This is a genomic window from Aeromonas dhakensis, assembly GCF_000820305.1.
GTDB lineage: Bacteria > Pseudomonadota > Gammaproteobacteria > Enterobacterales > Aeromonadaceae > Aeromonas > Aeromonas dhakensis.
In genome coordinates, this window is the sequence record NZ_CDBH01000048.1 from 12,884 (window position 1) to 38,166 (window position 25,283).

Annotated in this window: 23 protein-coding genes and 2 tRNA genes; 13 read left to right on the plus strand and 12 right to left on the minus strand. The window is 63.5% G+C overall.

The window, feature by feature from the left end; genetic code table 11:
• Positions 1-48: 48 nt before the first annotated feature.
• The 7 genes from BN1143_RS14080 to BN1143_RS14110 all read right to left on the minus strand — a co-directional run bounded on the left by BN1143_RS14080 (position 49) and on the right by BN1143_RS14110 (position 11,466).
• On the minus strand, positions 49-1,764 hold the full coding sequence (locus BN1143_RS14080; RefSeq protein WP_042051066.1) for a glycoside hydrolase family 9 protein: 1,716 nt from the start codon (positions 1,762-1,764) through the stop codon (positions 49-51).
• Positions 1,765-1,878: 114 nt separating this feature from the next.
• Positions 1,879-2,871 carry an ABC transporter ATP-binding protein gene (locus BN1143_RS14085; RefSeq protein WP_005303263.1) on the minus strand — a complete coding sequence of 331 codons (993 nt, stop codon included), beginning with the start codon at positions 2,869-2,871 and terminating at the stop codon, positions 1,879-1,881.
• Between the two features lie 11 nt (positions 2,872-2,882).
• Positions 2,883-3,905: an ABC transporter ATP-binding protein gene (locus BN1143_RS14090; protein ID WP_042007195.1), complete on the minus strand. Its 1,023-nt coding sequence runs from the start codon at positions 3,903-3,905 to the stop codon at positions 2,883-2,885.
• Positions 3,902-4,822, minus strand: coding sequence for an ABC transporter permease (locus BN1143_RS14095; RefSeq protein WP_017778439.1), 921 nt, complete (start codon positions 4,820-4,822; stop codon positions 3,902-3,904). The genes BN1143_RS14090 and BN1143_RS14095 overlap by 4 nt, the downstream gene beginning before the upstream one ends.
• Position 4,823: 1 nt before the next feature.
• Positions 4,824-5,807 carry an ABC transporter permease gene (locus tag BN1143_RS14100; protein WP_005303257.1) on the minus strand — a complete coding sequence of 328 codons (984 nt, stop codon included), beginning with the start codon at positions 5,805-5,807 and terminating at the stop codon, positions 4,824-4,826.
• 119 nt (positions 5,808-5,926) lie between these two features.
• A complete protein-coding gene (locus BN1143_RS14105) occupies positions 5,927-7,612 on the minus strand; it encodes an ABC transporter substrate-binding protein (RefSeq protein ID WP_005303255.1) in 1,686 nt (561 codons plus the stop codon).
• Between the two features lie 416 nt (positions 7,613-8,028).
• Complete coding sequence (locus tag BN1143_RS14110) at positions 8,029-11,466, minus strand: hybrid sensor histidine kinase/response regulator (RefSeq protein ID WP_042051067.1); 3,438 nt, start codon at positions 11,464-11,466, stop codon at positions 8,029-8,031.
• Positions 11,467-11,715: 249 nt separating this feature from the next.
• On the opposite strand from BN1143_RS14110, the gene BN1143_RS14115 reads away from it, so the two are divergent.
• Together BN1143_RS14115 and BN1143_RS14120 are read left to right on the plus strand one after the other, a co-directional pair.
• A tRNA-Gly gene (locus tag BN1143_RS14115) sits at positions 11,716-11,791 on the plus strand.
• A 55-nt stretch (positions 11,792-11,846) separates the two neighbouring features.
• Positions 11,847-11,920: transfer RNA gene (locus BN1143_RS14120), tRNA-Cys, on the plus strand.
• A 56-nt stretch (positions 11,921-11,976) separates the two neighbouring features.
• On the opposite strand, the gene BN1143_RS14125 is transcribed toward BN1143_RS14120, so the two are convergent.
• Positions 11,977-12,270: a hypothetical protein gene (locus tag BN1143_RS14125; RefSeq protein ID WP_010633270.1), complete on the minus strand. Its 294-nt coding sequence runs from the start codon at positions 12,268-12,270 to the stop codon at positions 11,977-11,979.
• Positions 12,271-12,484: 214 nt separating this feature from the next.
• Between BN1143_RS14125 and BN1143_RS14130 the strand changes: the two genes are divergently transcribed.
• From BN1143_RS14130 to BN1143_RS14180, 11 genes are all read left to right on the plus strand, one after another.
• Positions 12,485-12,685: a YbfA family protein gene (locus BN1143_RS14130; RefSeq protein ID WP_005303249.1), complete on the plus strand. Its 201-nt coding sequence runs from the start codon at positions 12,485-12,487 to the stop codon at positions 12,683-12,685.
• 219 nt (positions 12,686-12,904) lie between these two features.
• Positions 12,905-13,237, plus strand: a complete 333-nt coding sequence (locus BN1143_RS14135; RefSeq protein WP_042051068.1) for a DUF6506 family protein — start codon at positions 12,905-12,907, stop codon at positions 13,235-13,237.
• Positions 13,238-13,255: 18 nt separating this feature from the next.
• Entirely contained in the window at positions 13,256-14,071 is an 816-nt protein-coding gene (locus tag BN1143_RS14140; protein ID WP_042051069.1) for an AraC family transcriptional regulator, read from the plus strand.
• A 352-nt stretch (positions 14,072-14,423) separates the two neighbouring features.
• Positions 14,424-14,687, plus strand: coding sequence for a BufA1 family periplasmic bufferin-type metallophore (locus BN1143_RS14145; protein ID WP_005303242.1), 264 nt, complete (start codon positions 14,424-14,426; stop codon positions 14,685-14,687).
• A 63-nt stretch (positions 14,688-14,750) separates the two neighbouring features.
• Positions 14,751-15,599: an MNIO family bufferin maturase gene (gene bufB / locus BN1143_RS14150; RefSeq protein ID WP_042051072.1), complete on the plus strand. Its 849-nt coding sequence runs from the start codon at positions 14,751-14,753 to the stop codon at positions 15,597-15,599.
• Positions 15,592-16,347, plus strand: a complete 756-nt coding sequence (locus BN1143_RS14155; RefSeq protein ID WP_042051074.1) for an HvfC/BufC N-terminal domain-containing protein — start codon at positions 15,592-15,594, stop codon at positions 16,345-16,347. The genes bufB and BN1143_RS14155 overlap by 8 nt, the downstream gene beginning before the upstream one ends.
• Positions 16,348-16,352: 5 nt before the next feature.
• Positions 16,353-16,796 (plus strand): DoxX family protein, encoded by a 444-nt coding sequence (locus tag BN1143_RS14160; RefSeq protein WP_042051075.1) that lies wholly within the window; start codon positions 16,353-16,355, stop codon positions 16,794-16,796.
• Between the two features lie 72 nt (positions 16,797-16,868).
• The gene (locus BN1143_RS14165; protein WP_042051076.1) at positions 16,869-17,330 is read left to right on the plus strand and encodes a GNAT family N-acetyltransferase; all 462 of its coding nucleotides are present in this window, start codon (positions 16,869-16,871) and stop codon (positions 17,328-17,330) included.
• Positions 17,331-17,539: 209 nt separating this feature from the next.
• Positions 17,540-18,835, plus strand: a complete 1,296-nt coding sequence (locus BN1143_RS14170) for a methyl-accepting chemotaxis protein (protein ID WP_042051078.1) — start codon at positions 17,540-17,542, stop codon at positions 18,833-18,835.
• 119 nt (positions 18,836-18,954) lie between these two features.
• Positions 18,955-19,575, plus strand: a complete 621-nt coding sequence (locus BN1143_RS14175) for a DUF3332 domain-containing protein (protein WP_025201343.1) — start codon at positions 18,955-18,957, stop codon at positions 19,573-19,575.
• 87 nt (positions 19,576-19,662) lie between these two features.
• Positions 19,663-21,036: an HD-GYP domain-containing protein gene (locus BN1143_RS14180; RefSeq protein WP_042051080.1), complete on the plus strand. Its 1,374-nt coding sequence runs from the start codon at positions 19,663-19,665 to the stop codon at positions 21,034-21,036.
• A 75-nt stretch (positions 21,037-21,111) separates the two neighbouring features.
• On the opposite strand, the gene BN1143_RS14185 is transcribed toward BN1143_RS14180, so the two are convergent.
• From BN1143_RS14185 to BN1143_RS14200, 4 genes are all read right to left on the minus strand, one after another.
• The gene (locus tag BN1143_RS14185) at positions 21,112-22,170 is read right to left on the minus strand and encodes an FUSC family protein (RefSeq protein ID WP_005303226.1); all 1,059 of its coding nucleotides are present in this window, start codon (positions 22,168-22,170) and stop codon (positions 21,112-21,114) included.
• Between the two features lie 63 nt (positions 22,171-22,233).
• On the minus strand, positions 22,234-23,979 hold the full coding sequence (locus BN1143_RS14190) for a bifunctional molybdopterin-guanine dinucleotide biosynthesis adaptor protein MobB/molybdopterin molybdotransferase MoeA (protein ID WP_042051082.1): 1,746 nt from the start codon (positions 23,977-23,979) through the stop codon (positions 22,234-22,236).
• Positions 23,976-24,614 carry a molybdenum cofactor guanylyltransferase MobA gene (gene mobA, locus BN1143_RS14195; RefSeq protein ID WP_042051083.1) on the minus strand — a complete coding sequence of 213 codons (639 nt, stop codon included), beginning with the start codon at positions 24,612-24,614 and terminating at the stop codon, positions 23,976-23,978. Before mobA ends, BN1143_RS14190 begins: the two co-directional genes overlap by 4 nt.
• Entirely contained in the window at positions 24,586-25,281 is a 696-nt protein-coding gene (locus BN1143_RS14200) for an energy-coupling factor ABC transporter ATP-binding protein (protein ID WP_017765078.1), read from the minus strand. The genes mobA and BN1143_RS14200 overlap by 29 nt, the downstream gene beginning before the upstream one ends.
• Between the last annotated feature and the right edge of the window lie 2 nt (positions 25,282-25,283).

Here is a 25,283-nt window from a genome sequence, read left to right on the forward strand (position 1 = left end):
ATGGAGGATCCACGGCTTTCCCCACTGCCAATGCTGTTCGAGTCTCTCTCAATCATTGGAACCTCCGAGGGCGCTCTGCCAGCTGATGGCCAGGGCAAACCAGGCGGCGTGCGGGATCCACTGCTCCCCCCAGCGCCAGTTCTGATCCAGCCGCTCCTTGTAGGCCTCGGGGATAAAGGCCACCTCGTTTTCGTCATCAAACCCTGAGGTGATGCCGTTGCAGATCCCCCCCAGCGCATTGGGATAACCGGCGGTGTAGGCGGGGTTGTTGCTGCCATGGCCCGCCAGCATGCAGGCGTTGAAGGGGTTTTTCCCCAGGATCCAGTCGAGCTGGTGTTGGCCGAAGGTGCGCAGCAAGCGGCTCTGGTGGGGCAGCTGGGCCGCGGCGGCAAACGCCATGGCCGCCAGCGACGCCAGCCGGGCGTTCTCCCCCTGCCACCAGTAACCCGACTCGTTGTGATGGGGCATAAAGAAGCTCACCCGGGGCGCCTCATCGACCCCCTTCACATACTGGCGGGCGAGGGCGAACGGGTTGCCGGGCCGGGCGCAGAGCGTCAGCTCGGCGGCCAGCGCCTGTTCGATGACGCGCTGGGCCGTCCCCTGGCGCGCCGAATCCGGCTCGATGGCGAGATACTCCAGCAGCGCCAGCACCGGCAGGCCCGCCTCGGCGGCGTGGTAGTAGGGGCGCGCGCCATCCTCGTTGGCCGACCAGTAGTGGCCGAGCTCAGGGTGAGGGCGCTGGCGGGCACAGAGCTTGTCGGCCCGTACTCTGGCCTCTGTCAGCCACTCTGGGCCCAGGGTGCGGGTCAGCTCGACCGCCGCCAGCAGGGCGCAGTAGTCGTCGATGATGTTCTCGACCCCGTCGTCCAGATAGGCCAGGTTGTGCTCACGCAGGTGCAGGTAGCCACGACGGGCCGCCTCGGCGTAACGGCTGGCATCGAAGTCGCCGCTGACGCTCTCGCGAGCGGCGCGGGCCAGGGCGGCGATGGCCATGCCGCCCCCTTGGCGGAAACCGGCATGCCAGTTGGCGGACTTGAGCCCCTGCTGGGTGGCGTAGGCGCACAGCTCGCGCTGGGCGGGATCCTTGCTCCACTTGTCGAACAGGGTCATGTAGAAGAAGCCCGACTCATCCTGCATCCGGCAGAGAAAATCGGCGCCGTGCAGCGCCTCGTCATTGAGCCGCTTGCAGAGGTTGACCCCGTCGATGTCGCGGCGCGGGGCCAAGAGCTCCCGGCATTTGAGCAGGGCCCAGACCACCATGGGGGTCTGCTGGGGGTTGAGGTAGTTGGCGTAGGAGAGGTGGCTCAGGTATTTGCTCATGTCGCCGCTGGCATCGAACCAGCCGCCGTGCACGTCCCGGCGCAGGTCGGTGCCAAACAGACGGGCGCTGCGGTCGGCCCGATCGAAGGCGCCGCTGGCGCGCTGTCCCTTGAAGTAGTGGATGACGTCGGAGAGGCAGCGGCTGGCCAGCAGATCGGGGCCGATGACAAAGCGGGTAGAGCGGACAATGCCTTGGGCGGTGATCGCCTCCAGCCGATAGTGGCCTGGCTCTTGGAATGCCGAGAAGTCGGCGCGCCAGTAAGCACGGCCCTGCCAGCCTGGGACGCTGCCGGCCGCTTGCAACGGGGTTTCAAACAGGATCTGGCCATCACCCTGGCGTTGCAGCCTGACATAGCCGCCGAGGTCATGGGCGGGGGTGGCTTGCAGCAGGGCGATCTTCTCCCCATCGCACGGGTAACCCACCTGATTGATCAAGAGTTCCATCGAGGTATTACTCCTGTGGTTCACCGACAGGCGGTGAGGCACATCACGGGGCCATGGCCGCCCCGTATCGAGGCATGGCCGGACAGCGCTGTCCGGCCGGTTCAAGGCTCACCCTCACTCGTAGAGGTAGCAGCGTACGAAGTGGTTGTCGGCGAGCTTGCTGACGGGGGGCAGGGTCTCCTTGCAGCGCGGCATCACCTGATTGCAGCGCCCGGCGAAGGGGCAACCGCAGGATTCCGGCGTCCAGAGCGGGATCTCCCCCTTGCGGCCCCCCTCCAGCTCGGCGTGGATGCTCTTCTCGGGGTCGGGCACCGCCGAGATGAGCAGCTGGGTGTAGGGGTGCTGGGGGTGGTGCAGGATCTCGTCCACCTCGCCCCACTCCACCATGTGCCCGACGTACATCACCGCCAGATCCTCGGCCACGTAGCGGGCGGTGGCGATATCGTGGGTGATGTAGAGCATGGAGACCCCGAGTTCGTCCTTCATCTGCTCCATCAGGTTGAGGATGCCGATGCGAATGGAGACGTCGAGCATGGAGGTGGGCTCGTCCGCCAGCACCACTTCCGCCTCCACCGCCAGGTTGCGGGCGATGTTGACCCGCTGGCGCTGGCCGCCGGAGAGCTGGTGCGGGTACTTGGCCGCAGTCGCCTTGGCGGGGGTGAGCCCCACCTTCTCCAGCAGGCCATAGACCATGTCGGGGAGGTCACGCTTGTCGATCACCTTGCTGTGCAGCAGCAGGGGGCGGGCGATGTGGTGGTAGATGGTGTGGGTCGGGTTCAGCGAACCGAACGGATCTTGCCACACCATCTGTACGCTCTGGCGATAGTCCAGCAGGGCGGTGCCCTTGTTGAACTCCTCCAGGTCGCGGCCGCGATAGAGGATGCGACCGCCAGAGAGCTTGTACATCTTGGCGATGATCTTGGCGATGGTGCTCTTGCCGGAGCCGGACTCTCCCACCACTGCCAGGGCGCGGCCCCGGTGCAGGTTGAAGGTGATGTCCGAGAGGGCCCGCATCTTGCCGCTCTTGATGGCGTTGGAGTTGACGGGGAAGTCCTTGTAGAGGTGCTGGACTTCGATGATGGGGGCGTCGGTTTTGGCGATTTGCATGACAGACATCCTTAACAGCCAGCGGCCTTGTCCAGATAGATCAGGGGATCTTGTTGCTCATCCTGCGCCTCATATAGGTGACAGGCGGTTTGTTGGCCGGGGCGGATCTCGGCGAGCTTGGTGTACTGCTGACGGCAGCGCTCATGCACCCTGGCGCAGCGGGCCTGAAAGCGGCAGCCCACCGGCACCTCCAGCAGGTTGAGCGGGGTGCCCGGGATCCCCTCCAGCACCTTCTTGGGCCCGTGCAGGGGCGGGAAGGAGTTGCCGAGCCCCCTGGTATAGGGGTGCAGCGGCGCGGTCAGGATCGCCTTGGCCGGCGCCACCTCCACCAGTTCACCAGCGTACATGATGCCGATGCGATCGCAGAACTCGACCATCAGCGAGAGGTCGTGGGTGATGAAGAGGATGGAGAAGTTGAACTTCTCTTTGAGCGCATAGACCTTCTGCAGGATCTCCCGCTGCACCACCACGTCGAGCGCCGTGGTCGGCTCGTCCATGATGAGCAGCTCGGGATTGAGCGCCATAGCGATGGCGATCACCAGCCGTTGGCGCATGCCGCCGGAGAACTGGTGCGGGTAGTCCTTGAGCCGGCTCGGGTGGATGTCGACGATGGCGAGCAGCTCCTGGGCGCGCTTGATCGCCTCATAGCGGGTGAGCCCCGGGTTGTGGGCCAGCAGCACGTCGCAGAACTGCTCCTCCATGCGCAGCACGGGGTTGAGCGCGTTCATGGCGGACTGGAACACCACCGACACCTGCTGCCAGCGGTAGCTGCGCAGCCGCTCATCGCCGTAGTGGAGGATGTTCTCCCCCTTGAACAGGATCTCGCCGCCGCTGATGTAGGCGGGCGGCTTGTGCAGCCGCGCCACCGAGAAGGCGACGGTGGACTTGCCGCAGCCCGACTCGCCGGCCAGGCCGAACACTTCACCTGGGGCGATGTCGAAGCTGACCGAGTTGACGGCGCGCACGTCGCCGTTCTCGGTGATGTAGTCGACGCAGAGGTTGCGTACCGACAGCAGGGGTTGTTGCGATCTCATGCTGTCTTCTCCTGTACGGCCGGTACCGGCGTGGTGACGGGGGCGGCGAGTTTCTTCCAGCGATTGAGCCCCTTGTGGGAGCGCAGCTGCGGGTTGGCGATTTCGTCGATGGCAAAGTTGAGCAGGGCCAGGCCGGCACCGAGCGTTGCGATGGCGAAGCAGGGGGCCAGGATCTCCCACCAGGCGCCGACCAGGATGGCGCTGGAGGTCTGGGCGTTGTAGAGCATGATGCCCCAGCTCACGACTGTGGGGTCGCCGAGGCCCAGGAACTCCAGGGTCGCCTCGGTGACGATGGCGTAGATGATGGAGCCGATGAAGCTCACGCCGATGATGGAGATGAGGTTAGGCAATATCTCCACCAGGATGATGCGCCAGGCCGGCTCCCCCAGTACCTCGGCGGCGATGACGAACTCTTTCTCGCGCAGGGCCAGGGTCTGGGCACGGATGACCCGCGCGCCATAGGCCCAGGAGGTAAAGCCTATGATGAGGGCGATCACCGCCGGTGACGCCTCCCCGATGAAGCTGGCCAGCACCAGCAATAGAGGGAGGTTGGGGATCACCAGCACCACGTTCATCAGGAAGGTGAGGCACTCGTCCACCAGGCCGCCGAAGTAGCCGGCGGTGATGCCGATGGCGACGGCGAGGGCGCACACCAGCAGGCCCGCGCTGAAGCCCACCATCAGGGAGATGCGGGCGCCGTTGGTGAACTGGGCCCAGATGTCGTGGCCCATGCGGGTGGTGCCCATCACGAACTCGGTGCTGGGGGGCTGGTGGGGGCGGGCCACCCGCTTGGTCGGTTCGTTGCCGGCCAGAATGGGGGCGAACAGGGCCATCAGCACGAAGCTGACCACGATGAAGAGGCCGCAGGCGGCCTTCTTGTTGCCCAGCAGGATTTTCAGAATAGTCGGCATGCGCATCTTATTTGCCTCCGGTACGCAGACGGGGATCCAGGAAGACGTAGAGCACGTCGGCCAGGAAGTTGAAGCTGAGCATGGTGATGGTCATGATGAGCAGCTGCCCCTGAATGAGCGGGTAGTCGCGGGCCAGAATGCCCTGATAGAGGGTCAGGCCCAGGCCGGGATAGTTGAAGATCACCTCGGTGATGAGGGATCCGCCGATGACGAAACCGAGCGCCATGGAGAGGGCGGTGACGCTCGGCAGGATGGCGTTGCGGGCGCCGTAGTTGAAGATCACCCGGTTGCTGGAGAGCCCCTTGGCCTTGGCCATGGTGATGTAGTCCTCGCCCAGCAGGTTGATCATGTTGTTGCGCATGGTGATGAGAAAGCCCCCCACCTGCACCATGGCCAGGGTGCCCACCGGCATGATGGCGTGGGTCAGGATGCTCTTGATGTGCTCCCAGCCCCAGTCGGGGGTGATCTCCGGGCTGTAGGCGTAGCCGATGGGCAGCCACTCCAGGCTCACCCCGAACAGGAAGAGCGCCAGCAGCGAGATGACCACAGGTGGAATGGCCTGCATCACCAGGGTGAGCGGGGAGAGGATGCTGTCGAGGCGACCGCCCCGGTGCCAGGCGGCGAAGATGCCGACGATGGAACCGATGGAGAAGCTCAGAATGGTGGAGGTGCCCACCAGAAACAGGGTCCAGCCGATGGCGCGGCCGAGTACGTCGGCGACCGGTTGGGGGTAGTAGCGCACCGAGGTGCCGAGATCCCAGGTGAAGACGCTCTTCACATAGGTGAGAAACTGGGTGCCGATGGGGCCGTCCACGAAACCGAAGGTGGCCTTGAGGGCCTCCAGCGCGGCGGGTTCCATCATGGCGCCGGCCCGGGCAAACATGACGGAGACGGGGTCCCCCGGCATGGCTCTGGGCAGCAGGAAGTTGATGGTGGCGGCCACCAGAAAGGCGACCAGATAGAAGGAAAAGCGTCTCAGTATGAATCCCATGATGATACCTTTTACTGCTGGTCCGCCCCGCGCCGGGCATAGTTACCCCAACCCCGGCAGAGCCGGGAGATAAGGGGGATGGGCGGGGAAGAGGGCCCCCCGCAGGGGGCCGGGATTGATTAGCTGTTCGGCTTGAGTGACAACACGTGCAGCAGACGCTCCGGGGTGTCCGGGTGAACCTGCGGCTTGGCGACCGGGTTGTCGGCACTGAACCAGCCGTGGAAACGCTTGGTGCTGTATTCGTACCAGGTCGGGTTGTTGAATACCGGGATGATGGTCTGGTTGGCACCGACCCTGTCCTGGATCTCGAACATGATCTCCTTCTGCTTGGCGGCATCGGCGGTCTGGGTAAAGTCGTCGATCAGCTTGTCGAGCGCCGGATCCTTGTAGCGGGGCGCCGCGAAGCGGTTGCCGCGCTCACCCATGTTGCGGGAGTGGAAGGCGGTCTCGAAGTACTTGTGCGGGTTGGCACCGGCAAAGTAACCCTGCAGGGCGACGTCGAAGTCACCGGTGATCAGGTTTTCGGTCCAGACGGTGGCTTCCGGGGTGGCGGTCTTGGCGTTCAGGCCCAGTGCCTGCAGCCCTTCCACGCCGATCTGGGCGGTGTTGACCCAGTCGGTCCAGCCATTCGGTACCAGCACCTTGAACTCGATCTTCTGGCAGGTGGGGGTGTCGAGGAACTTGTCGCCGTCACAATCCTTGTAGCCGGCCTGTTTCAGCAGGGCCTTGGCGCCTTCCAGATCGAACTTGTTGTACTTGCCGTACTTCTTGTCCACTTCCGGGTTGTTCCAGGAGTCGAACGCCTTGCCCAGACCTGACGGGTACTCGTTGACGGTCGGGTAGCCGTAGCCCGCGATGTCCACCATGGACTGGCGGTCCATCGCCATGGAGAAGGCGCGGCGGAAGTTGACGTCGTTGAAGGCTTCGTGGTTGCCCGGTTTCTTGGCCTGGAAGTTGACGTTGAACGCCACGGTGCCGGAGGCCGGGAACCAGTATTTGTTGTTCTTGGGATCGTTGCCGACGTAGAGGCGCTCGATGTCCGGCACGAAGGAGCCGAACCAGTCCACATCACCCTTCATCACCGCGGCCAGTACCTGGTCGTTGGTGGCCATCTGCGGCATGCGCAGGCAGTCGATGGAGAGGTTGGCGTTGTCCCAGTAGTGCGGGTTGCGGCACTGGGTGTAGAGCTGGGCGGAGAAGTTGTCCACTTCGGTGAAGGGACCGGTGCCGACCGGCTTGTCGTTGGTGAAGGCGACCGGGTCTTTCACCGATTTCCACTGATGCTCCGGCACGATGGGCACCAGCACCAGGTCGTTCACCACGTTGGTGTTGACGTCGGTCAGGTCGAACTTGATCTTGTTGGGAGCCAGCTTCTCGACGCTCTTGATCTGGGTCCAGATTGAGCGCTCGTCCAGCGCCTTGTTGGCCTTGACCAGGTTGAAGGAGAAGAGGACGTCATCGGCGGTAAAGGGCTGACCGTCCGACCACTTCACCCCGTCACGCAGATCGAAGGTGACGGACTTGAGGTCCTTGCTGAACTCGAAGTGGGTGGCCAGACGATAGACGGGCTTGCCGCCCTGCATATCGTTGAAGATCACCAGGGGTTCATAGATGAAGTGACGGGTGGTGTGCAGCAGACCCGCTTGCAGGAAGGGGTTGAAGTTCTTGACCCACGCGGTTTCCTGTTGTGCGACCAGGGTCAGCACCGTCTTGTTGTCCGCCGCCATGGCGTTGCCGGCAGCGCCGGCAAGCATCATGGTGCCCAGCATTACAGCAGTAGAGATTTTGGATACTTTGGCAAGCATATTATTTCCTTTCTTATTTATATTCCTTGTTTGGATTTGAGCACCGACTTCGCATGCTGGGGAGGTCGGCCCTCAATGTTGGTCAGGTTTTTCACCCTTGTAGTTGTGTCATCCAACGTCCCTAGCAAAGCAGAGTTAACAGGAAAACAACAACTGTTCAGATCGTCGATATCGTAAAAATCGGCGCCATCACGTCAATTTCGTCAAAATGGCTTTTAACTCGATTTAAATCATGAGGTTATGTTAATTGCTCTGACGTAATAAGTCCCCGTCAATCTGCCTCTCATGACAATTGTGTGAATTGGATCGGCTCTCGTTTTGACGTGGTGAGCGAGCTTAATTTTGCACAAAAAAAAACCGTCCCGCCAAGTGTGAGCCAGGGCTCAGATTGGAGATGGGGGCGGGGAGGGGATGCGCTAGCTCTTGCGGGTGGCGAGCTGGCGCAGGGTCTGGGCGCTGTGGTGCAGCTGCTGGCGCTGGGCCTCGTTGAGCGGGCCGTGGCTGAGCACGTATTCGGCGGTGGCGACCACCGTCTTCCAGCGCGGCGCCTTGGGCAGGGTGTCCAGGCTCAGGTACTTGTCGAGGGTGCGGGTCTGCGGGCTGGAGCGGTCCATGTAGACCCGCCACAGCTTGCTCTTCTCGGCCAGCACTATCTTGCCCTTGCCGGTGCTCTGCTGCCAGGCATCCAGGGTGAGCCGCATGGTGTCCACCAAGGCGCGGCGCAATGGCTCGTCATCCTGCTGGCGGATGAGGTCGTCGGCGAGCGAGCGGAACTCCCCGCCCAGCCGGCTCAGCTCGCCCAGCAGCTGGCCATCCTCGATGATGGCCTGGCGCGACAGGCTCTTGAGGGCATTCTCCAGCGCCATCACCCGGTTTTCGTCGGGCCGAGACTCGGTACTGAGGGCCAGCGCATAGGCGGCCTGCCCCCCCAGACTGATGGGCAGGGCGCGGGCGTTGAGCTCGTCCCGCTGGCCCGCCACCAGAAATGCCAGCGACTGCTCCTGGCCGGCCTGCAGCCCGGGCCACTGGCTGGCCAGCGGACTGGCCAGCCAGTCGTCCAGCGGTTGTCCCTCCATGGCTTCCGGCTCCTGGCCCAGCAGGCGAGCCAGCACCCGCGAGGCGAACAGTACCGTGCCCTGACCATCGATGAACACCATGGGGTCGGCCCCCTCGCCGAGCAGGGCCAGCAGCCGCTGCTGATCCTGATGCAGCTGCTCCTGCAGCACCAGCCGGTGCTCTATCTCCTGCTTGAGCAAGCGGTTCTCCACCAGAGAGGCGCGCCCGGCGCTCGCCTCCAGCAGGGCCCTGACCCGGGCGAACAGCTCCTCCTTGCAGAAGGGTTTCACCAGATAGTCGTTGGCGCCGGCGTTGAATCCCTCCTCGATATCCTTGGGCTGGTTGAGGGCGGTGAGCAGCAGCACCGGCAGCTTCTCCTTGGGATGCTGTTCCCGCAGCCGGCGGCAGACGTCGAAGCCGGAGAGGGTGGGCATCATCACGTCCAGCAGGATGAGGTCGACCGGCTCCTGGGCCAGCTTGGCCAGCGCGTCGTGGCCGTCGCTGCTGGGCAGGATGCGATAACCGCAGGGCTGCAGCAGGTGGCGCAGTATGTGCAAATTGATGGGCTCGTCGTCCACCACCAGGATGAGGGGTGCATCCTCGGGCGGTGGGGGGAGGTCATCGCTCTCCCACTCCGGCAGGGCAAGCGGCTGCTGGCGCACCAGCTGATGCTCTATCTGGCGGCTGTCGAGGGTCAGGCTGCCCGCCTTGCCGCTGGCGAGCGGCAGGGTGAAGGCGAAGGTGGAGCCGACGCTCGGCTCGCTCTCCACGAACAGCTCGCCCCCCATCAGGTGCACCAGCTGGCGGGTGATGGAGAGGCCGAGGCCGGCCCCCTGCTTGCTCACCTCAGGGCTCATCTGCACCAGCGGCTCGAAGATGTGCTCCAGGTGATCCCTGGCGATGCCGATGCCGGTGTCGGTCACCCGGATGTGCAGGAAGTTGCCCTCCACCAGGGCGCTCAGCACCACCTTGCCCTGTGGCGTGTACTTGATGGCGTTGCCCACCAGGTTGTAGAGCACCTGTTCGAGCCGCTGTTCGTCCGCCAGCACAGGCGGCAGCTCGGCCGGGGTTTTGTCCACCAGGGTGAGGGGTTTGGCCTGCACCAGGTGCTGGCAGAGATCCAGCACCAGCCGGATGACACCCTTGGAGGAGACCGGCTGGGGGTGGATCTCCAGCTGGCCGTAGCGCATCTGGTGGTAGTCGAGCAGATCGTCCACCAGCCGCGCTAGGCCGTCGGCACTCTTGATGATGAGCCCCAGCTGTTTCTGCTGCCCTTCGGTCAAGTCCTGCTGGCTGGCGAGCATGGATTCGGCCATCCCCTTGATGCCGTGGATGGGGGTGCGCAGCTCGTGGGAGGTGTTGGCCAGCAGTTCATCCTTGAGCTTGTCCGCCTGCTGCAGGCTGAGGTTCTGCTTGTGGGTCAGCTTGACCTGCTGCTGCAGCTCCTGGGTCTGCCGCTCGATGAGCTCGATCTTGTCCTTCACCGAGCGCTGCATGTGGCGAAACGCCTGGGCGAGCCGGTCGATGTCGTCATCGGTGCGGGCGATGGCGATGGGGTGATCCAGGGCGCCATCGGCCACCTGCTCGGCGGCGGCGGTGAGAGAGCGCAGCGGCGCCGTGATGGAGTGGGAGAGCCAGCGGGAGAAGAGGATCAGCAGCAGCAATGAGCCGGCCCCCAGCAGGATCACCAGGGTCTCCAGCTGGCGGATGGGGCGATAGGCTTCGCTAGTGGAGATCTCGGCGATGAAGGCCCACTCGGTGTCGAACACCTTCACCTGGGTGTAGGCGGCCAGCACCTCGTCCTCGTGGTAGGAGCGAAACAGCCCGACCCCCTGCTCGCCGGAGAGCGCCTTGACCACCAGCGGGGTCTGCAGCGGCCGGAAGTTGGGGCTGAAGCTGTTCTCCACGCTGAACTCGGGGGCCAGCCAGGCGTTGGCGCGCATCCGCTTGTCCGGGCCGATGAGAATGGTCTCACCGGTTGCACCGAGCCCCTCCCGCTCCGCCATGATCTGGTTGAGCTTGTCCGGCAGCAGCTCGAAGATCACCACGCCGCGCACATAGTCGTACTGCATCACGGGGGCGGCCATGTAGGCGACCACCTGGCCGGTCAGCTCGTTGCGGCCAAAATCGGTGAACTCGAAGATCTGTTGCGGCTTCTGGCCTCCGTCGAGGCGCCGCTTGATCTTGGCGAAGGTCTGGCCCAGACCACTCGATTGGTAGGGGCCGGAGAGCAGGTTGGTGGCGAAGTTGGCGCGCTTGGTGACCGAATAGACCACGTCGCCGTTGAGGTCGATCAGGAAGATGTCGCTGTAGTTGGACTTGCGCACCATGTCGGCGTAGCCGCGGTGAAAGCGCTGATGCACCCGGCCATACATCTCGTCCGCCAGGATCAGGGCACTGATGGAGGGTTCGATGTCGGGGGTATTGTCGGGCTTTTGCAACTGATCCCAAGAGCCCGGCACATAGCGGGCCTGGGCGCGGGCGCGGGCCTCCTGCGGCGTGGTGCCGAGTTTCTCGAAGGCGCCGGTGAAGCCGTAGAAGCGGCCGATACTGTTGCCGGCAAAATCCTGCTGGGAAAAGTTGATGATCTGTTCTTTGAGGTTGCCGAAGTAATCTTCCAGCTGGCTCTTCTTGATGTTGCGAACGGAAACCAGATGGTTGGAGGTCTGGGTGGTGAGATCCTTGCCGTGGCTATAGAGGAAAAACAGGGTGACAACCAGGAAGGGCACCATGGCCAGCATAAAAAATGCCAGCATCAGCTGCGGCCTGAGTCCACGAGGCTTGAAGATCCATTTCATCGGGAGATTTTCAATTGAGAATCCGGTTACTAACCGCCGCAAGTCTCTGATTAAAGGCTAATCATTTCAATGACTTTATCTTGAATTCGCCTGCTGGGTCACAGCCTTGCGCGTTTTTTTTGGGCAAGCCGTCTAAACCCTGAGCAAACAGCACGAGAAAGGGCTAAAAGTGAGAAAAAAGGGTTGTGCCTCTGCTCGGGGTACGTATAATGCGCCTCGTTGTCAGGCAACTGGCACACAAGCAGTAATGCGGGAATAGCTCAGTTGGTAGAGCACGACCTTGCCAAGGTCGGGGTCGCGAGTTCGAGTCTCGTTTCCCGCTCCAATTTTCCATGGCACCAATCATGGATATCACTTTCAAGGCAATGCCTTGTCAGCATGGCGCGTTAGCAAAGCGGTTATGCAGCGGATTGCAAATCCGTTTAGTCCGGTTCGACTCCGGAACGTGCCTCCATCTTCTCCCTGTCTGAATTTTCCGATATCGACCGTTTCGTGCGGCGTTTTGTCGTATCAGTATCCCTGCTGCAGCAACAGCTGTTCGCAACCCTGCTGCTGCCACTCCCGCTCCAGATAGCGGTTTACCTGTGTCAGGTCCTGTCCCCGGTACTGAAACTGCACTTCGGCCGAGTGTTCGGTCACATCCATCATCTTCTGTTTCAACTGACCGCACTGCCACAGGCTGACGGTGGGGGCCCCCTTGTAGGCCAGGGTGATGCTGTCGTCCCGGTTGAGCTGCCAGTCCTGCCATTCCGACCAGATCAGCAGGCCCAGGATCCCTATGATCGCCATTTCTGCGGGTTTCATCGCCTTGACTCCATGTTGACTACCAACTCATTAAATCTGGTCAAACACGGCCGCTTTGCCAGCTTTTGTTGCCTGTAAGTTAATGGATGTAACCCAATTTCACTTTGTGGCTTTTCAGGGCGTTTTTTGCGAAAAAATGGGATTCCTGGTGTAGTAATCCTACAAATTGTGGAGTAATCTTTGCTCAGTGGTCTTACCAGTGAGGAGTGCTATCATGTTTCATCCCTATTCCCTTACTCAGATAATTCTTCGTCGCCTCTATGTGCTGCTGGTGGGTATGCTGGCCTTCCCCGTGATGCTGTTTCGCAGCGACCGGGCCCGTTTCTACAGCTATCTGCACCGGATCTGGAGCAAAACCAGCACCAAACCGGTATGGCTCAAGATGAGCGAGCGCGGCGAGCGGATCTTCTACTGAGGTCCCGGCTTGATGACAAAAGAGACAGCTTCGGCTGTCTCTTTTGCATTTATGGCCCCTGGCCGCACAAATTGCATTCAACAGGGAGAAATGAGGTCTGTATGGCGCCCTTTGCGCCAGGTTTTGTCCTGCCTGATGAGGGCGGGTGGCGCCGCGGTACAATCCGGCCCGCGGGATCCCGGGTAGAGTGGCGACTCATTGATCCGAGGAGCTTTTTATATGTCCGATATTTTCAAGGCCGCCTTCATCTTCGTTGCACCGGGGGCGGATCCCGCCCTCCACGCCAGCTGGGTCAAGACGGAGAACGTCCATGTGAAGACGATCGCCGTGCCCGACTACCAGGGAGGCCGTGAACTGCTCGACGAGCTATATCGGGAGGGGATCCGGGCGGTGGAGCTGTGTGCCGGGTTCGGTCACCTGGGGGTCGCCGCCATGGTGGAGGCGGCCGCAGGACGCATGGAGATAGGCGTGGTGCGCTTCGATCGCCATCCCTGTCTCGACCATGTCAGCGGTGATACCCTCTTCCTGTCCGCCTCTGAACCGAGCCAGTGAGCAACATCGCCTCCCATCATGATGCAGTGCCGTAAATTTCAGCCCGCTCCCGATCTGGCGCCCTGGCTGGCGCAAGGCTGGGAGTGGCGCCTTGGCCACCCCCAGCCGATGCCTGAGATGTTCCCCGGCACCGGGGCCGAGATCCTGTTCAATCTGGGGGCTCCCCTCACCATCACGATCCTCTCGTCAGCAGATTTGCACCGCACCGTCACCGTGGCCACGGGGGTTGCCGTGTTGATCTGCCCGCGCCATGCCCGCCTGCGCTTTGCCGCCCATGGCCAGACTCATCTGCTGGGGCTGCGGCTGCGCTCTTCGGCCTGTTTCGATCTGTTTGGCGTACCGCTCGAGCAGTTGAGCGATCGGGTGCTGTCCCTCGATGAGCTGGGGATTGTCTGCCCCGACCCGCAGTGGTTGATGCAGGAAGGGGCAGGGACGCTGGGCGCCTGGTTGCGCCGGCAGGTGGCGAGTCGTCCGCCGCGGGATCTTGCGCTGGTGCGGGCGATAGAGCGGCTCTATTACGGCACGCCGGCGATTGAGTTGCAGCAGCAACTGGGGATGAGCGCACGCACCTTTCAGCGGCGATTGCGCCGCCATCTCGGGGTGGATGCCCGCTATTTTCTGCGTACCGCCCGCTTTCAAAGGGCGCTGCGCCAGCTGCTGTCGGGCGCCCCGTCGCTCGATGCCCTGCTGGAACAGGGCTATTGCGATCAGCCCCATTTCATCAAGAGCTGCCACTTCTTTACCGGGCGCTCGCCCGGGCAACTGCTCACCCCTGAGCATCAGCGCCTCAACCACTACAGCCCGCAGATAAACCGGCCGGCCGGATCGCTCTGACGACCCAGCCCGCTCGGCGCTTTCCATTCATATTGCCTTGCGATCAGCTCGTCTCTCGCCGCCGCGTGCTGGTGAAAATGTGCCGGCAGACCCGCGTCGGGATGGTCGGGGAGGCGAACCGGTTACCCCGTCACCGCCATGCCATCGTCTCTGTCGCCGACTTGATGTCAATGCCAAGGGGCCGAGAACATCCTGAAAACTCCTTTTAAAACAACATTCTACTAATTGTGTTTTTTATAGATGTGCCGATTTTGCATTTTTTTTGAAATCATTTCGTCGCAGCGCCGGTTCTATGGAAGGCATCCGGTCGCGAATGATCGGGCACACCACACACAATCAGAAGGAACAGAGAATGAACGTTAAAAAGAGCACTGCCATCGCCTCCGCCATGACCGGTCTGCTGGCCCTCGGCGCCCAGTTCATTGCCGCCCCGGCCATGGCTGCCGACGAGAAGGAGAAGTGCTACGGCGTGGTGAAAGCGAGCAAGAACGACTGTGCGACCAAGACCAACTCCTGCGCCGGCACCGCCAAGATGGATGCCCAGGGCGACGCCTTCGTGGTGGTGCCCAAGGGGCTGTGCGAGAAGCTGGCCGGCGGTTCGCTGCAACCCAAGTAAGGCTGGGTGCCACGGTGTTGTGCACCGTGGCTCTCTTTTGATGGCCAACCGCGAGTCTTTGCGATGAACCCCTTGATTGGTATTGGATTGCGAACCCCCCATTACGACGAGATGCTGCGTACCCTGCCGGCCGTCGGCTGGCTGGAGGTGCACAGCGAGAATTACTTCGAACGGCACAGCCGGGGTTTTCAGGTATTGAGCGAGCTGGCCCGGCACTATCCGGTCAGCCTGCACGGGGTCGGCATGTCCCTGGGGTCGGCCGATGGACTCGACCTTGCTCACCTTGCCAGCCTCTCGGCCCTGGCCGGCGCCATCAAGCCGGTGCGCATCTCGGAGCACCTCAGCTGGGGCAGCATCGGGGGGCGCCACTTCAACGATCTGCTGCCAGTACCCTATACCCGGGAGGCCCTGCTCACCATGAGCGACAAGATCATGCAGGTGCAGGATGCACTCGGCTGCCGGCTGCTGATCGAGAACCCCTCTTCTTACCTGCAACTGGCGGGAGAGATGCCGGAGTGGGAGTTTCTGGCCGAGCTGCAACGGCGCAGCGAGTGCGGCATCCTGCTCGATCTCAACAACCTCTACGTCAGTGCCTTCAACCACGGCTTTGCGTGCCGTGACTATCTGGCTGCCATCGACATCGCCACCGTGGGTGAAATCCACCTGGCCGGTTTTACTGACAAGTCACTGCCGCAGGGGCACCTCTATATCGATACCCACAGCGCGCCGGTGAGCGAGCCGGTCTGGGCCCTCTATGCCGAGATCTGCCGCCAGCGCGCCATCCCCACCCTGATCGAGTGGGATCTCGAGATACCGCCGCTCCCCGTGCTGTTGGCGGAGGCCGAGCGTGCGAGCACCCTGCTGGATGCCGCCATGGCTGCCCATCCTGAGTCGGAGGCCGCCCATGTCTGAGCTGGCCCACCGGCAGCAGCAGTTTGCCGAGGGGCTGCTTGGCCAGAGCGAGGCCATTCTGCCCCACGTCCACTCCCGCCTCTTCCCGGCCGATGCCGTGCTGCAGGTCTATCGCAATCACTTCATCCTGAGCCTTGGCGAGGTGCTGGCGGGCAGCTACCCGGCGGTCAAGGCCATGGTGGGGGAGGCGTTTTTCGACGCCGCGGCGCGCGGCTTCGTACTGGCGGAGCCCCTCTGCGAAGGGAGCGTGATGCACTACGGCGCAGGCTTTGGCGACTGGCTCGCCGGGCTGCCCACCACATCCGAACTGCCCTGGCTGGGGGAGCTTGCCCGTTTCGAGTGGGCACTGGAGCGCACCAGCCTGCTGGCCCCCGAGGTGCGCCACTGGCCGGCCGAGCGGGTGGCGGCCCTGCCGCCAGCGGCCTGGCAGACGCTGGTGCTGATCCCGGCCTGTGATCTGCTTCTGTTCGACAGCCTTCGCCCGGTGGAGGCCCTCTGGCAGATGGCTCTGCACCAGGGGGAGGAGGTGCACGATCTGGCGAGCCCCGCCTGGCTTGCCCTCAAGAAGCAGCCCGATTGCCGGGTATTGCCGCTGCGCCTGAGCGAGGGAGAGTGGCGCCTGCTGGATGGCTGCCGCCAGGGCATCGCCCTGTCGAGCCTGCTGGCGCAAGATCCGCAGGCTGCAGAGTATCTGACCCGCCTCGTCACCCTGGGCCTGCTGGTCGATGTGACCTCAACGCTGGAGTAAATTCGATGACAAACCACAAGTTCCCCCTGATGCAGCATCGGGGGCCGGCCGCCCCCTGGTGGCTGAGCGGCGCCCTCTTGCTGCTGGCCAGATGCTGGGTGGCGGCGGTCTTCTTGCGCTCCGGCTGGCTCAAGCTGAGCGCCTGGGACAGCACCCTCTACCTGTTCGAGTTCGAGTATCGGGTGTCCCTGCTGCCCTGGCAGTGGGCAGCCTGGCTGGGGACGGCCACCGAGTTGCTGCTGCCGGTGCTGCTGTTGCTTGGGCTCTTCACCCGGCCGGTCGCCGCCCTGCTATTTGCCTTCAACATCATGGCGGTGCTCTCCTATCCCGCCCTCTGGGCCGGCGGCTTTTACGATCACCAGTTGTGGGGCTGGATGTTGCTGACCCTGGCGGTGTGGGGGGCGGGGCCGCTGGCCCTGGATCAGTGGCGCCTTGTCAGGCGGGCATGAAGCCGCCACACTGGCACTCTCATCAGGCACCCTGCGGGGTGCCTGCTCATTTCATCACAAGGAGGAGAGGCGATGATCATCCGGCAGGCAACACAGGCAGACATTCCCGCGCTGGTGACCCTGCGCATGGCGCTGTTTTGCGAGGTGGGGGAGCTGAGCGAGCCGTTGGCCGATCTGCCGCTGTGGCAGGCCACCACCACCTATTTCAGCACGGCGCAGGCCGAGGAGAGTGCCCGCTCCTGGGTGGCGGAGGTGGATGGCGAGGTGGTGGCGAGCGCAACCCTGGCCCTCTTCGTGCGCCCGCCCTATCCCGGCAATCTGACGGGGAGGGAGGGCTATCTGCTCAACATGTATACCCTGCCTGACTATCGCCGGCAGGGACTGGCCGGTGCCCTGCTGGACCAGATGGCGGACTATGCGAGGGGGCTGCAGCTGGGCCGGGTCTGGCTCCATGCCAGTGAAGAGGGGCGTCCCCTCTACGAACGGATGGGGTTTGTGAGCAACCCCGCCTATCTGGAGTGGCAACCCGGGTGATCCCGCCTGCCGCCCTGCCCGTATCACGCCTGCCAACGGGATACGGGCGCTGCGAACATCTCCCTGGCTGTGGCAAAATCTCGGCCAAATTCTGATCGAGTCACCATGCTCAACTATGATCAGCCTCAACAGGCTCGTGCTGGTTCACCTTGACGCCGAGTCTTGTGCCCGTTCCCACCTTGTCAGGTCATTACAGAGGTATGACACCCATGTTCAACAACAAGCTGAAGGCGCAACTGCAGGCCTGCCAGGCACAGCTCGCCGAATCACAGGGCTTCGTGGAGGCGGTCAAGGCCGGGATCGCGACCATCATCTTCACCCCGGATGGCGAGATCCTGGAGGCCAATCAGCCATTTCTGAGCCTGATGGGTTACAGCGCCATGGAGCTGCAGGGTCAGCACCACCGGATGTTTTGCAGCCAGGAGCTGGCCCGCTCCGCCGAGTACCAGCAGTTCTGGGCCCAGCTCAAGCAGGGCAGGGTCAAGTCCGGCATCTTCTCGCGCCGCAACAAGCAGGGCGAGGTGGTCTGGCTGGAGGCCAGCTACTTCCCGGTAAAGTCGCAGGGCAGGGTGACCCAGGTGATCAAGATCGCCAGCGACGTTACCGCCGAGCATCAGCAGCTGCTTAACCAGGAGGCGGTCTCCAAGGCACTAGAACGCTCGCTGGCGATGATCGAGTTCACCCCGAGCGGCGACATCCTCTCGGCCAACGCCAACTTCCTGAGTTGCGTCGGTTACACCCTTAACGAGCTCAAGGGGCGCAATCACCGGATCCTGTGCGATGACGCCTTCTATGAGGAGAACCCCCGCTTCTGGGAAGAGCTGGCTCAGGGACAGTTCAAGTCCGGGCTCTTCCTGCGGCGCAACAGCCATGGCGATGCGATCTGGCTGGAGGCCACCTACAACCCCATTCGCGACGAGAGCGGCAAGGTGAGCCGGGTCATCAAGTTTGCCAGCGACATTACTGATCGCGTCACCAAGAGCCACGCGGTGCGCGATGCCACCCAGGTGGCTCACGCCACGGCGCAGGAGACTCTGCGCTGTGCCGAACAGGGGGCAGAGTTGCTGCGCTCCGTGGTGGAGACCTCGTCGCTCATCAGCGAGCAGGTGGACAAGACCATACTGCTCATCAACCAGCTCAACGAGCAGTCCAGAAGCATAGAGGCCATCGTCTCCACCATCAGCAGCATCGCCGATCAGACCAATCTGCTGGCCCTCAATGCGGCCATCGAGGCGGCCCGCGCCGGCGATCAGGGGCGCGGTTTCGCAGTGGTAGCCGACGAGGTGCGCCAGTTGGCGGCCCGCACGTCGCTCTCCACCGACGAGATAGCCAAGGTGGTGCAGAAGAACCGCGAGCTGACCGCCAGAGTGACCGACGACATGGCCAGGGTGGCCGGCAGCGCCGAGCTCGGCAAGCAGCAGATCGACAAGGTCAACGAGGTGATGGTGGAGATCCGGCAGGAGGCCAACAACGTCTCGGCGACCGTCTCCAGCCTCTCCATCTAGTCTGCTGGCGGCCCAGTCTTCATGCGGGCCGCCTTGACCACTATTTCAACGACCTGTGCGCAATGTGAGCAGTCGAAATCCCAATCTGAACCCCTGCTGTATCGCTCCCTGCTTGTGAATTGCCCGTCGGCGGCAGCCTGTTTAGGCTTGCCGCCTCATTATTTCTGGAGCAGATAAAGACGATGGCAACGAGAAGAGAGGGCAGGGCGCTGGCGCTGCTGGCAGGTGTGGTAGCAAGCGTGGGACTGAGCGGCTGCATGGGGCAGATGGGGCTCTCCTCCATGGTGACCAAGGGCAACCTCAGCGTGGTGGACAACCGTTACGGCCGGGCCGGGGTCTTCATCCTGCTCTCGCCGGTCTACGGTCTGGCGGCCACCGCGGATCTCTTCGTGTTCAACACCATCGAATTCTGGTCGGGCAAAAACCCCATCACCGGCAAGTCGCCGGCGCTGGTGGATCAGAAGCTCGACGCCCTGATCAAGGTCAACCAGCACCTGGATCCTTCCCTCAACAAGGTGCCGCTGGCCCTGCTGCCGCAAGGGGTACGCGAGGTGGAGGTGAGCTACCCGGACGAGCGCACCGCCCAGATGGAGGTACACTACCTGGACGGGCGCAGCAGCCTGATGCGCGGCGAGAAGCGCGGCGAGTTGCTGGACATCTACTTCGACGGCCGGCTGGTGTCGACCCTGACGCCGGCCCAGCTGGAGGAGAAAGCACGGACCGGTAGCGCCGAGGTATAAATTCATCTGAATCCAGATCTATTCCTCTCTGGATAAGGTATACCTAGTCAGCAGGCAAGATCGCCAAGATGACCAGGGATACAGGCTATGACGGTGAATGGATTGCGGTTGGCAGAGTTGATTGGTTCCCTCAGTCATGCGCTCGACATGACTGAGGGTCAACCAAGAGGGCACTGTATTCGCTGTTGCTGGATAGGTTCCCGTCTGGCCGAACGGTTGGCGCTGGATGCTCGACTGTGTCATGACCTCTATTACATGCTGCTGCTCAAGGATCTGGGGTGCAGCAGCAATGCGGCCCGTATCTGCGAACTCTATCTCACCGACGATCTTCACTTCAAACGCGACTTCAAGCTGGTGGATGGCTCTCTCTCCGAGGTGGTCAACTTCGTGCTGGGCCACACCGGCCTGCAGGCGGATCTGCTTGGGCGTTTTCGCAGCCTGTTTCACATCTTTCGCAACGGCGATCAGATAGCCAACGAACTGATCCAGACCCGTTGCCATCGGGGGGCGGACATCGCTCGTCAACTGCGTTTCAGTGAAGAGGTAGCCACCGGTATCCTCTCTCTGGACGAACACTGGAACGGCAAAGGTCGGCCGTTGCAACTGATCGGTGACGCGATTCCGCTCTTCTCTCGCATAGCGCTGCTCTGCCAGGTGGTGGATGTGTTTCACGCCGCCGCAGGCCCTGATGCGGTGCTAAAAGAGCTGCGCGAGCGCAGCGGCAGCTGGTTTGACCCTCAATTGGTTAGCGAATTTGAAGCCTTGGCGGATGGTGATTTCTGGCAAGGACTGGCGGATCCCAAGCTGGCTGAGTGGGTGTTCGTCCACCCGGCCGGGCAGAGTGAGGTCGCTCTTGATGAAGACTATCTGGACGAGATCGCCGCGGCATTCGGCCAGGTGGTGGACTCCAAAAGTCCCTATACCGCCGGTCATAGCGGCCGAGTGGCACTCTATACAGACATTCTTGCCACTCAGATGGGGTTGTCCGAGCTGCGACGACGCTGGCTCAAGCGCGGTGCTCTGCTCCATGACGTGGGCAAGCTGGGGGTGAGCAATGCCATTCTCGACAAACCGGGCAAACTTGATGCGCAGGAGTGGGCCGCCGTGCAGATGCACGCCGCCTATACCGAGGAGATCCTGAGTCGCATAAGTGCGTTTGAAGAGCTGGCGCAAGTGGCGGGTGCCCACCATGAGCGCCTCGATGGCAAGGGTTACCCTAAAGGATTGAAAGGGGACGAGATAGCCTTGGAAACCCGCATCATCACCACGGCCGACATTTTTGATGCCATCACTGCCAAACGGCCCTATCGTGGCGCCATTCCGGTGCCCCAGGCGCTGGAGATGATGGCCGAGAATCTGGGGACGGCCATTGATCCGGATTGCTTTGCCGCTCTGCAGGCGGGGATCCAGGATTTTTCCCTCTATCTCCCGCTCGAGCAACCGCTGGCAAACGCCAGTTAATATTTGCGCCATATCGGGCTTCAGTCATTTGTCATTGGCCTGAGACGACAACGCCCCGCTTTGCGGGGCGTTTTGCTATGGGCGACTCTGGCTGCGGGGCGGGTGCATCACCAGGCCCAGCAGCCGGCGCAGGTGGGTGAGCTGTTCGGTGAGCTGCAGATTGAGCCACAGATAGCCGCTGATGGCAGCCTCGCCGCCGGCGTCGATCCGCACTCTGCCGGCCGCCTCCTGCAGACGAGCAATGGCCAGCTCCGAGCCTTGCAGCTCGCCGCTTTTGAGCATCAGCGCCAGCTCGCTCATCAGCGCCTCGGTCGCCTGCTGGCAGGCGCGCAGTTCCGGGGTGCTCTGCATCAGGAAGTGGCTCTGGCGATCGCGCCAGTAGGTGTTGGCCAGCATCTCCAGGGTGCAGAGGGTGTTGCGCATGGTGGTCTGGATCGCTTCGAACAGGGCGCTGCCAAGACGGGTCTCCTTGACCGCCGGGGTCAGCAGGGGGCGCAGGCTCACCATCTTGGAGAGCAATCTGGCGTGGCTGTGGGCGAGCCGCGGTCGCTCCAGCACGTTGGGGGAGAGGTGGGTGTGATAGAGCCGCTGGGCCTGCTGCAGGGTATCGTGCATCTGCAGCCGCCAGTGGCTGTAGGCGCGCTGGGGATAGATGCTGCAAAACAGCAGCGCCAGCAATGAGCCCAGGATCACGTCGGCACTGCGCCACAGGGCGGTCTCGATATCGCCGGGCATGGCCCCCATGGTGACGCCGAGGGTGATGCCGATGAGCAGCCCCACGTAGGGGCGCTTGCCGAGCGCCAGATAACCGCACAGGAACATGATGCAACCGCACCACAGCAACATCAGCGGCAGGGAGTAGAGCTCGAGATAGAGCGCCACCACCCCGCAGCTGGCGCCGAAGATGGTGCCGACCACCCGCTGCAGGGCGCGCGACAGCACATTGCCCCAGAACGAGATGGGGCCCATCACCACCACCAGGGTGATGAGGGGCCAGGTGCTTTCCGGCAGTTTCAGCTCGCGGGTCAGCAGAAAGGTGAGCATGAAGGCGAGCGCGATGCGCAGGCCGTGGACGATGCGGTAGTGACCGTAGATCAGCAGATCGAGTCGGGAGAGGGGGGCATTCAGGCGCAAGGGACAAGCCTCGGATTCATGGGGGCAGCCACCCCGCCACGCCCGGCGGGGTGGAGACCGGTATCAGGCCACTCGTCCCTGGAGTGGGTGGATCCAGACCCGCTCGCCGACCGCGATGGCCGGCTGGGCGGGGACGATTTCAATCAGGCAGTTGGCATCACTCATGGAGCTGAGGATGCCGGAGCCCTGTGGCCCTGTGGTGCGCACCCGCAGCACGCCGCTGGCGTCCTGATGGAAGATGCCGCGCAGGAACTCGGTGCGTCCCGGTCGGCTCTTCATCTGCTGCTCGGCCAGCGCCGACAGGCGCAGCGGCTGCCACAACCGGCCCTGCAGGCGGGCGATGGCGGGCTCGACGAATTGCAGGAAGCAGATCATGGCCGCCACCGGGTTGCCGGGCAGGCCGAAGAAGGGGGTCTGCCCCAGCTTGCCGAAGGCGAGCGGGCGACCTGGCCGCATCTGGATGCGCCAGAAGGCGATCTGGCCAAGCTCGGCCAGCACCTGCTTGATGAAGTCGGCATTGCCCACCGACACCCCACCCGAGCTCAGCACCAGGTCGGCATCGGCCGCGGCCTGTGCCAACTGCTGGCGCAGGATGGCGGGATCATCGGGGATGATGCCAAGGTCCATCACCTCGCAGCCGGCCCCGGCGATGAGCGCCATCAGGGTGAAGCGGTTGCTGTCGAAGATGTGGCCCGGAGCCAGCGTCTCGCCCGGTGCCTGCACCTCGTCGCCGGTGCTGAACAGCGCCACCTTGAGCGGTGCGCGCACCGTCAGCGTTGCCTGCCCCAGAGACGCCGCCAGCCCGAGCTGAGGGGCACCGAGGCGGGTGCCGGCCGCGATGGCGACCGCACCTTTAGCGAGATCTTCGCCGGCCTGACGCACGTTCTGCCCCGCCTTGACGGGGGCACAGACGCTGACCCATTCACCGTCAAGCCGGGTCTCTTCGCGCATCACCACGGTGTCGACGCCGGGGGGGAGCGGGGCGCCCGTCATGATCTGCACCGCCTGTCCGGCCAGCACCGGCTCGCTGCGCGGCTGGCCCGCCAGCACTTCCCCCACCAGCTGCCAGCGGCCGGCGGCGAGATCGTCGCTGCGCAGGCCAATGCCGTCCATCGCCGAGTTGGCGTGGGGCGGCACATTGATGGGGCTGACGAGATCCCCCGCCAGCACGGCGCCATGGCAGCGGGCGAGCGGCAGATCACGGCAGGCGGTGGCTGGGGTGAGGGTATCGAGAATGGCGTTGCGGGCAGCCTCGACCGACAGAAAGCCGTTGCCAGCCTCCTGCTCCTGCGTCTGGCTCTCCTTGAGCCAGCAGCAGACGAAGTCGGCGATGGCCTCCAGATCATTGATATCGAGCCGGGGCAGGGCGGTCTGTTGGGGCTGGTCGCTGGCCAGGGCGATGATGTCGCGATCAATCGGGAACAGCAGCGGCTTGCCGATAGCGGCGCGGTGCAGCTCGATTTTCGGGAAGTGCTCGTGCTTGAACCCCTCCACCAGCAGCAGGTCGAGGCTGCGCTGATCGAAGCTGGCCAGCAGCTCGCGAAAATCGGCCTCACCCAGATCGGTCTCGATGATGCGGGCGTGACGGCGGCGGGAGGCCACCATCATCTGGCTGGCGCCGGCCTGGCGCAGGCGATGGCTGTCTTTGCCCGGCTGGTCGATGTCAAAGTCGTGGTGGGCGTGCTTGAGCACCCCGAGGCGCAGGCCGCGGCTCACCAGCAGGGGGATGAGCTGCTCGAGCAGGGTGGTCTTGCCGGTGCCGCTCCAGGCGGCAAAGCCGAGCAGGGGCAGGGTGGGGGCCGGGGTCATGAGGTGGCTCCTTGTCCGGTCGCGGCGTCTGGCAGGCGCGCCTCGTAGGCGGCCAGCTCGTCCGGGCTGTTGAGATTGATGAAGGCATCCGGTTGGTCGGCAAAGCTCACCACCGCCATATTGTGGCGGGCAAACCAGATATCGATTTTGCGCTCCCCCTCCGCCAGCGCGGCGCAGAGGGAGGGGAGCAGGGACTTGTGCAGCAGGGCCACCACGGGTTGCAGCCAGTCGCCGTCGTGGGCCACCACCAGCTCGGTCTGCGGGGTGAGGGCGGCGCGAAAGCGCACCATCAGATCGCGGGGCAGGGCGGGGCCATCGCAGGGCACGAACAGCACCCAGTCGTGGCGGGCGGCGGCAAGGCCCACCTGCATGCCCGCCAGCGGGCCGAGATAGTCGGGGTTGTCGTCGCCGATGACCGGGGCCAGCGCCTGATAGCGGGCCTGGCTGCGGTTGGCGTTGATCAGGATCTCGTCCACCTGGGGCCTCAGCCGGTCAAGCACGTGGTCGATGAGCGGGCGGCCCGCCAACTCGACCCAGCCCTTGTCGGCGCCCCCCATGCGGGTGGCGCGGCCGCCGGCCAGCACCACGGCGGAGACGGGAAAGCGGTCAGTACGAGGTTCGCTGTTTGAGGTCATGTCGCTCGATGATTTTCAAAGGAGTGGGTTCGTGCAGCCGGCCCCGGGCGAGGGTCCATTGCCGCTCGCACAGGTCGGTCAGATCGTTGCTCTGGTGGCTGATGATGACCAGGCCGCTGCCCTGTTCCCGCAGATCTTGCGCCATGGCGGCCATCAGGGCAACCGAATGTGCATCCAGATTGGCGGTGGGCTCGTCCATCAGCAGAAAGGCGGGCTGCAGTGCCCAGGCGCGGGCCATGGCCAGCCGCTGGCGCTCGCCGCCAGACAAAATGCTGATGTGCTCGCGCGCCAAGCTCTCCAGTTCGACCCGGCGCAGCGCCTCGAACACCCGTACCTCGTCGGCGGCGCGATGGCCGAGGGCCCAGGCCACGTTGTCGTGCACACTGCGATCAAACAGGTAGGGGGTCTGGTGCAGGTAGGTAACCCGACCCGGCCCCGGATCGCGCTTGAGCCACTGGCCGAGCTTGCCGCGCCAGCCAGAGGGGAGGTTGGTGTGGCCCCGGGTCGGGGTGAGCAGGCCGGCCAGGATCTTGAGCAAGGTGGTCTTGCCCACCCCGTTGGCGCCGCGCAGCCAGACGGCGTCGCCGGCCGCGATGGAGAGCTGCTCAATCTGAAACAGGTCGCGCTCGCCAAAGCGCATCATCAGCTGGTGGGCGGTCAGGGCCATGG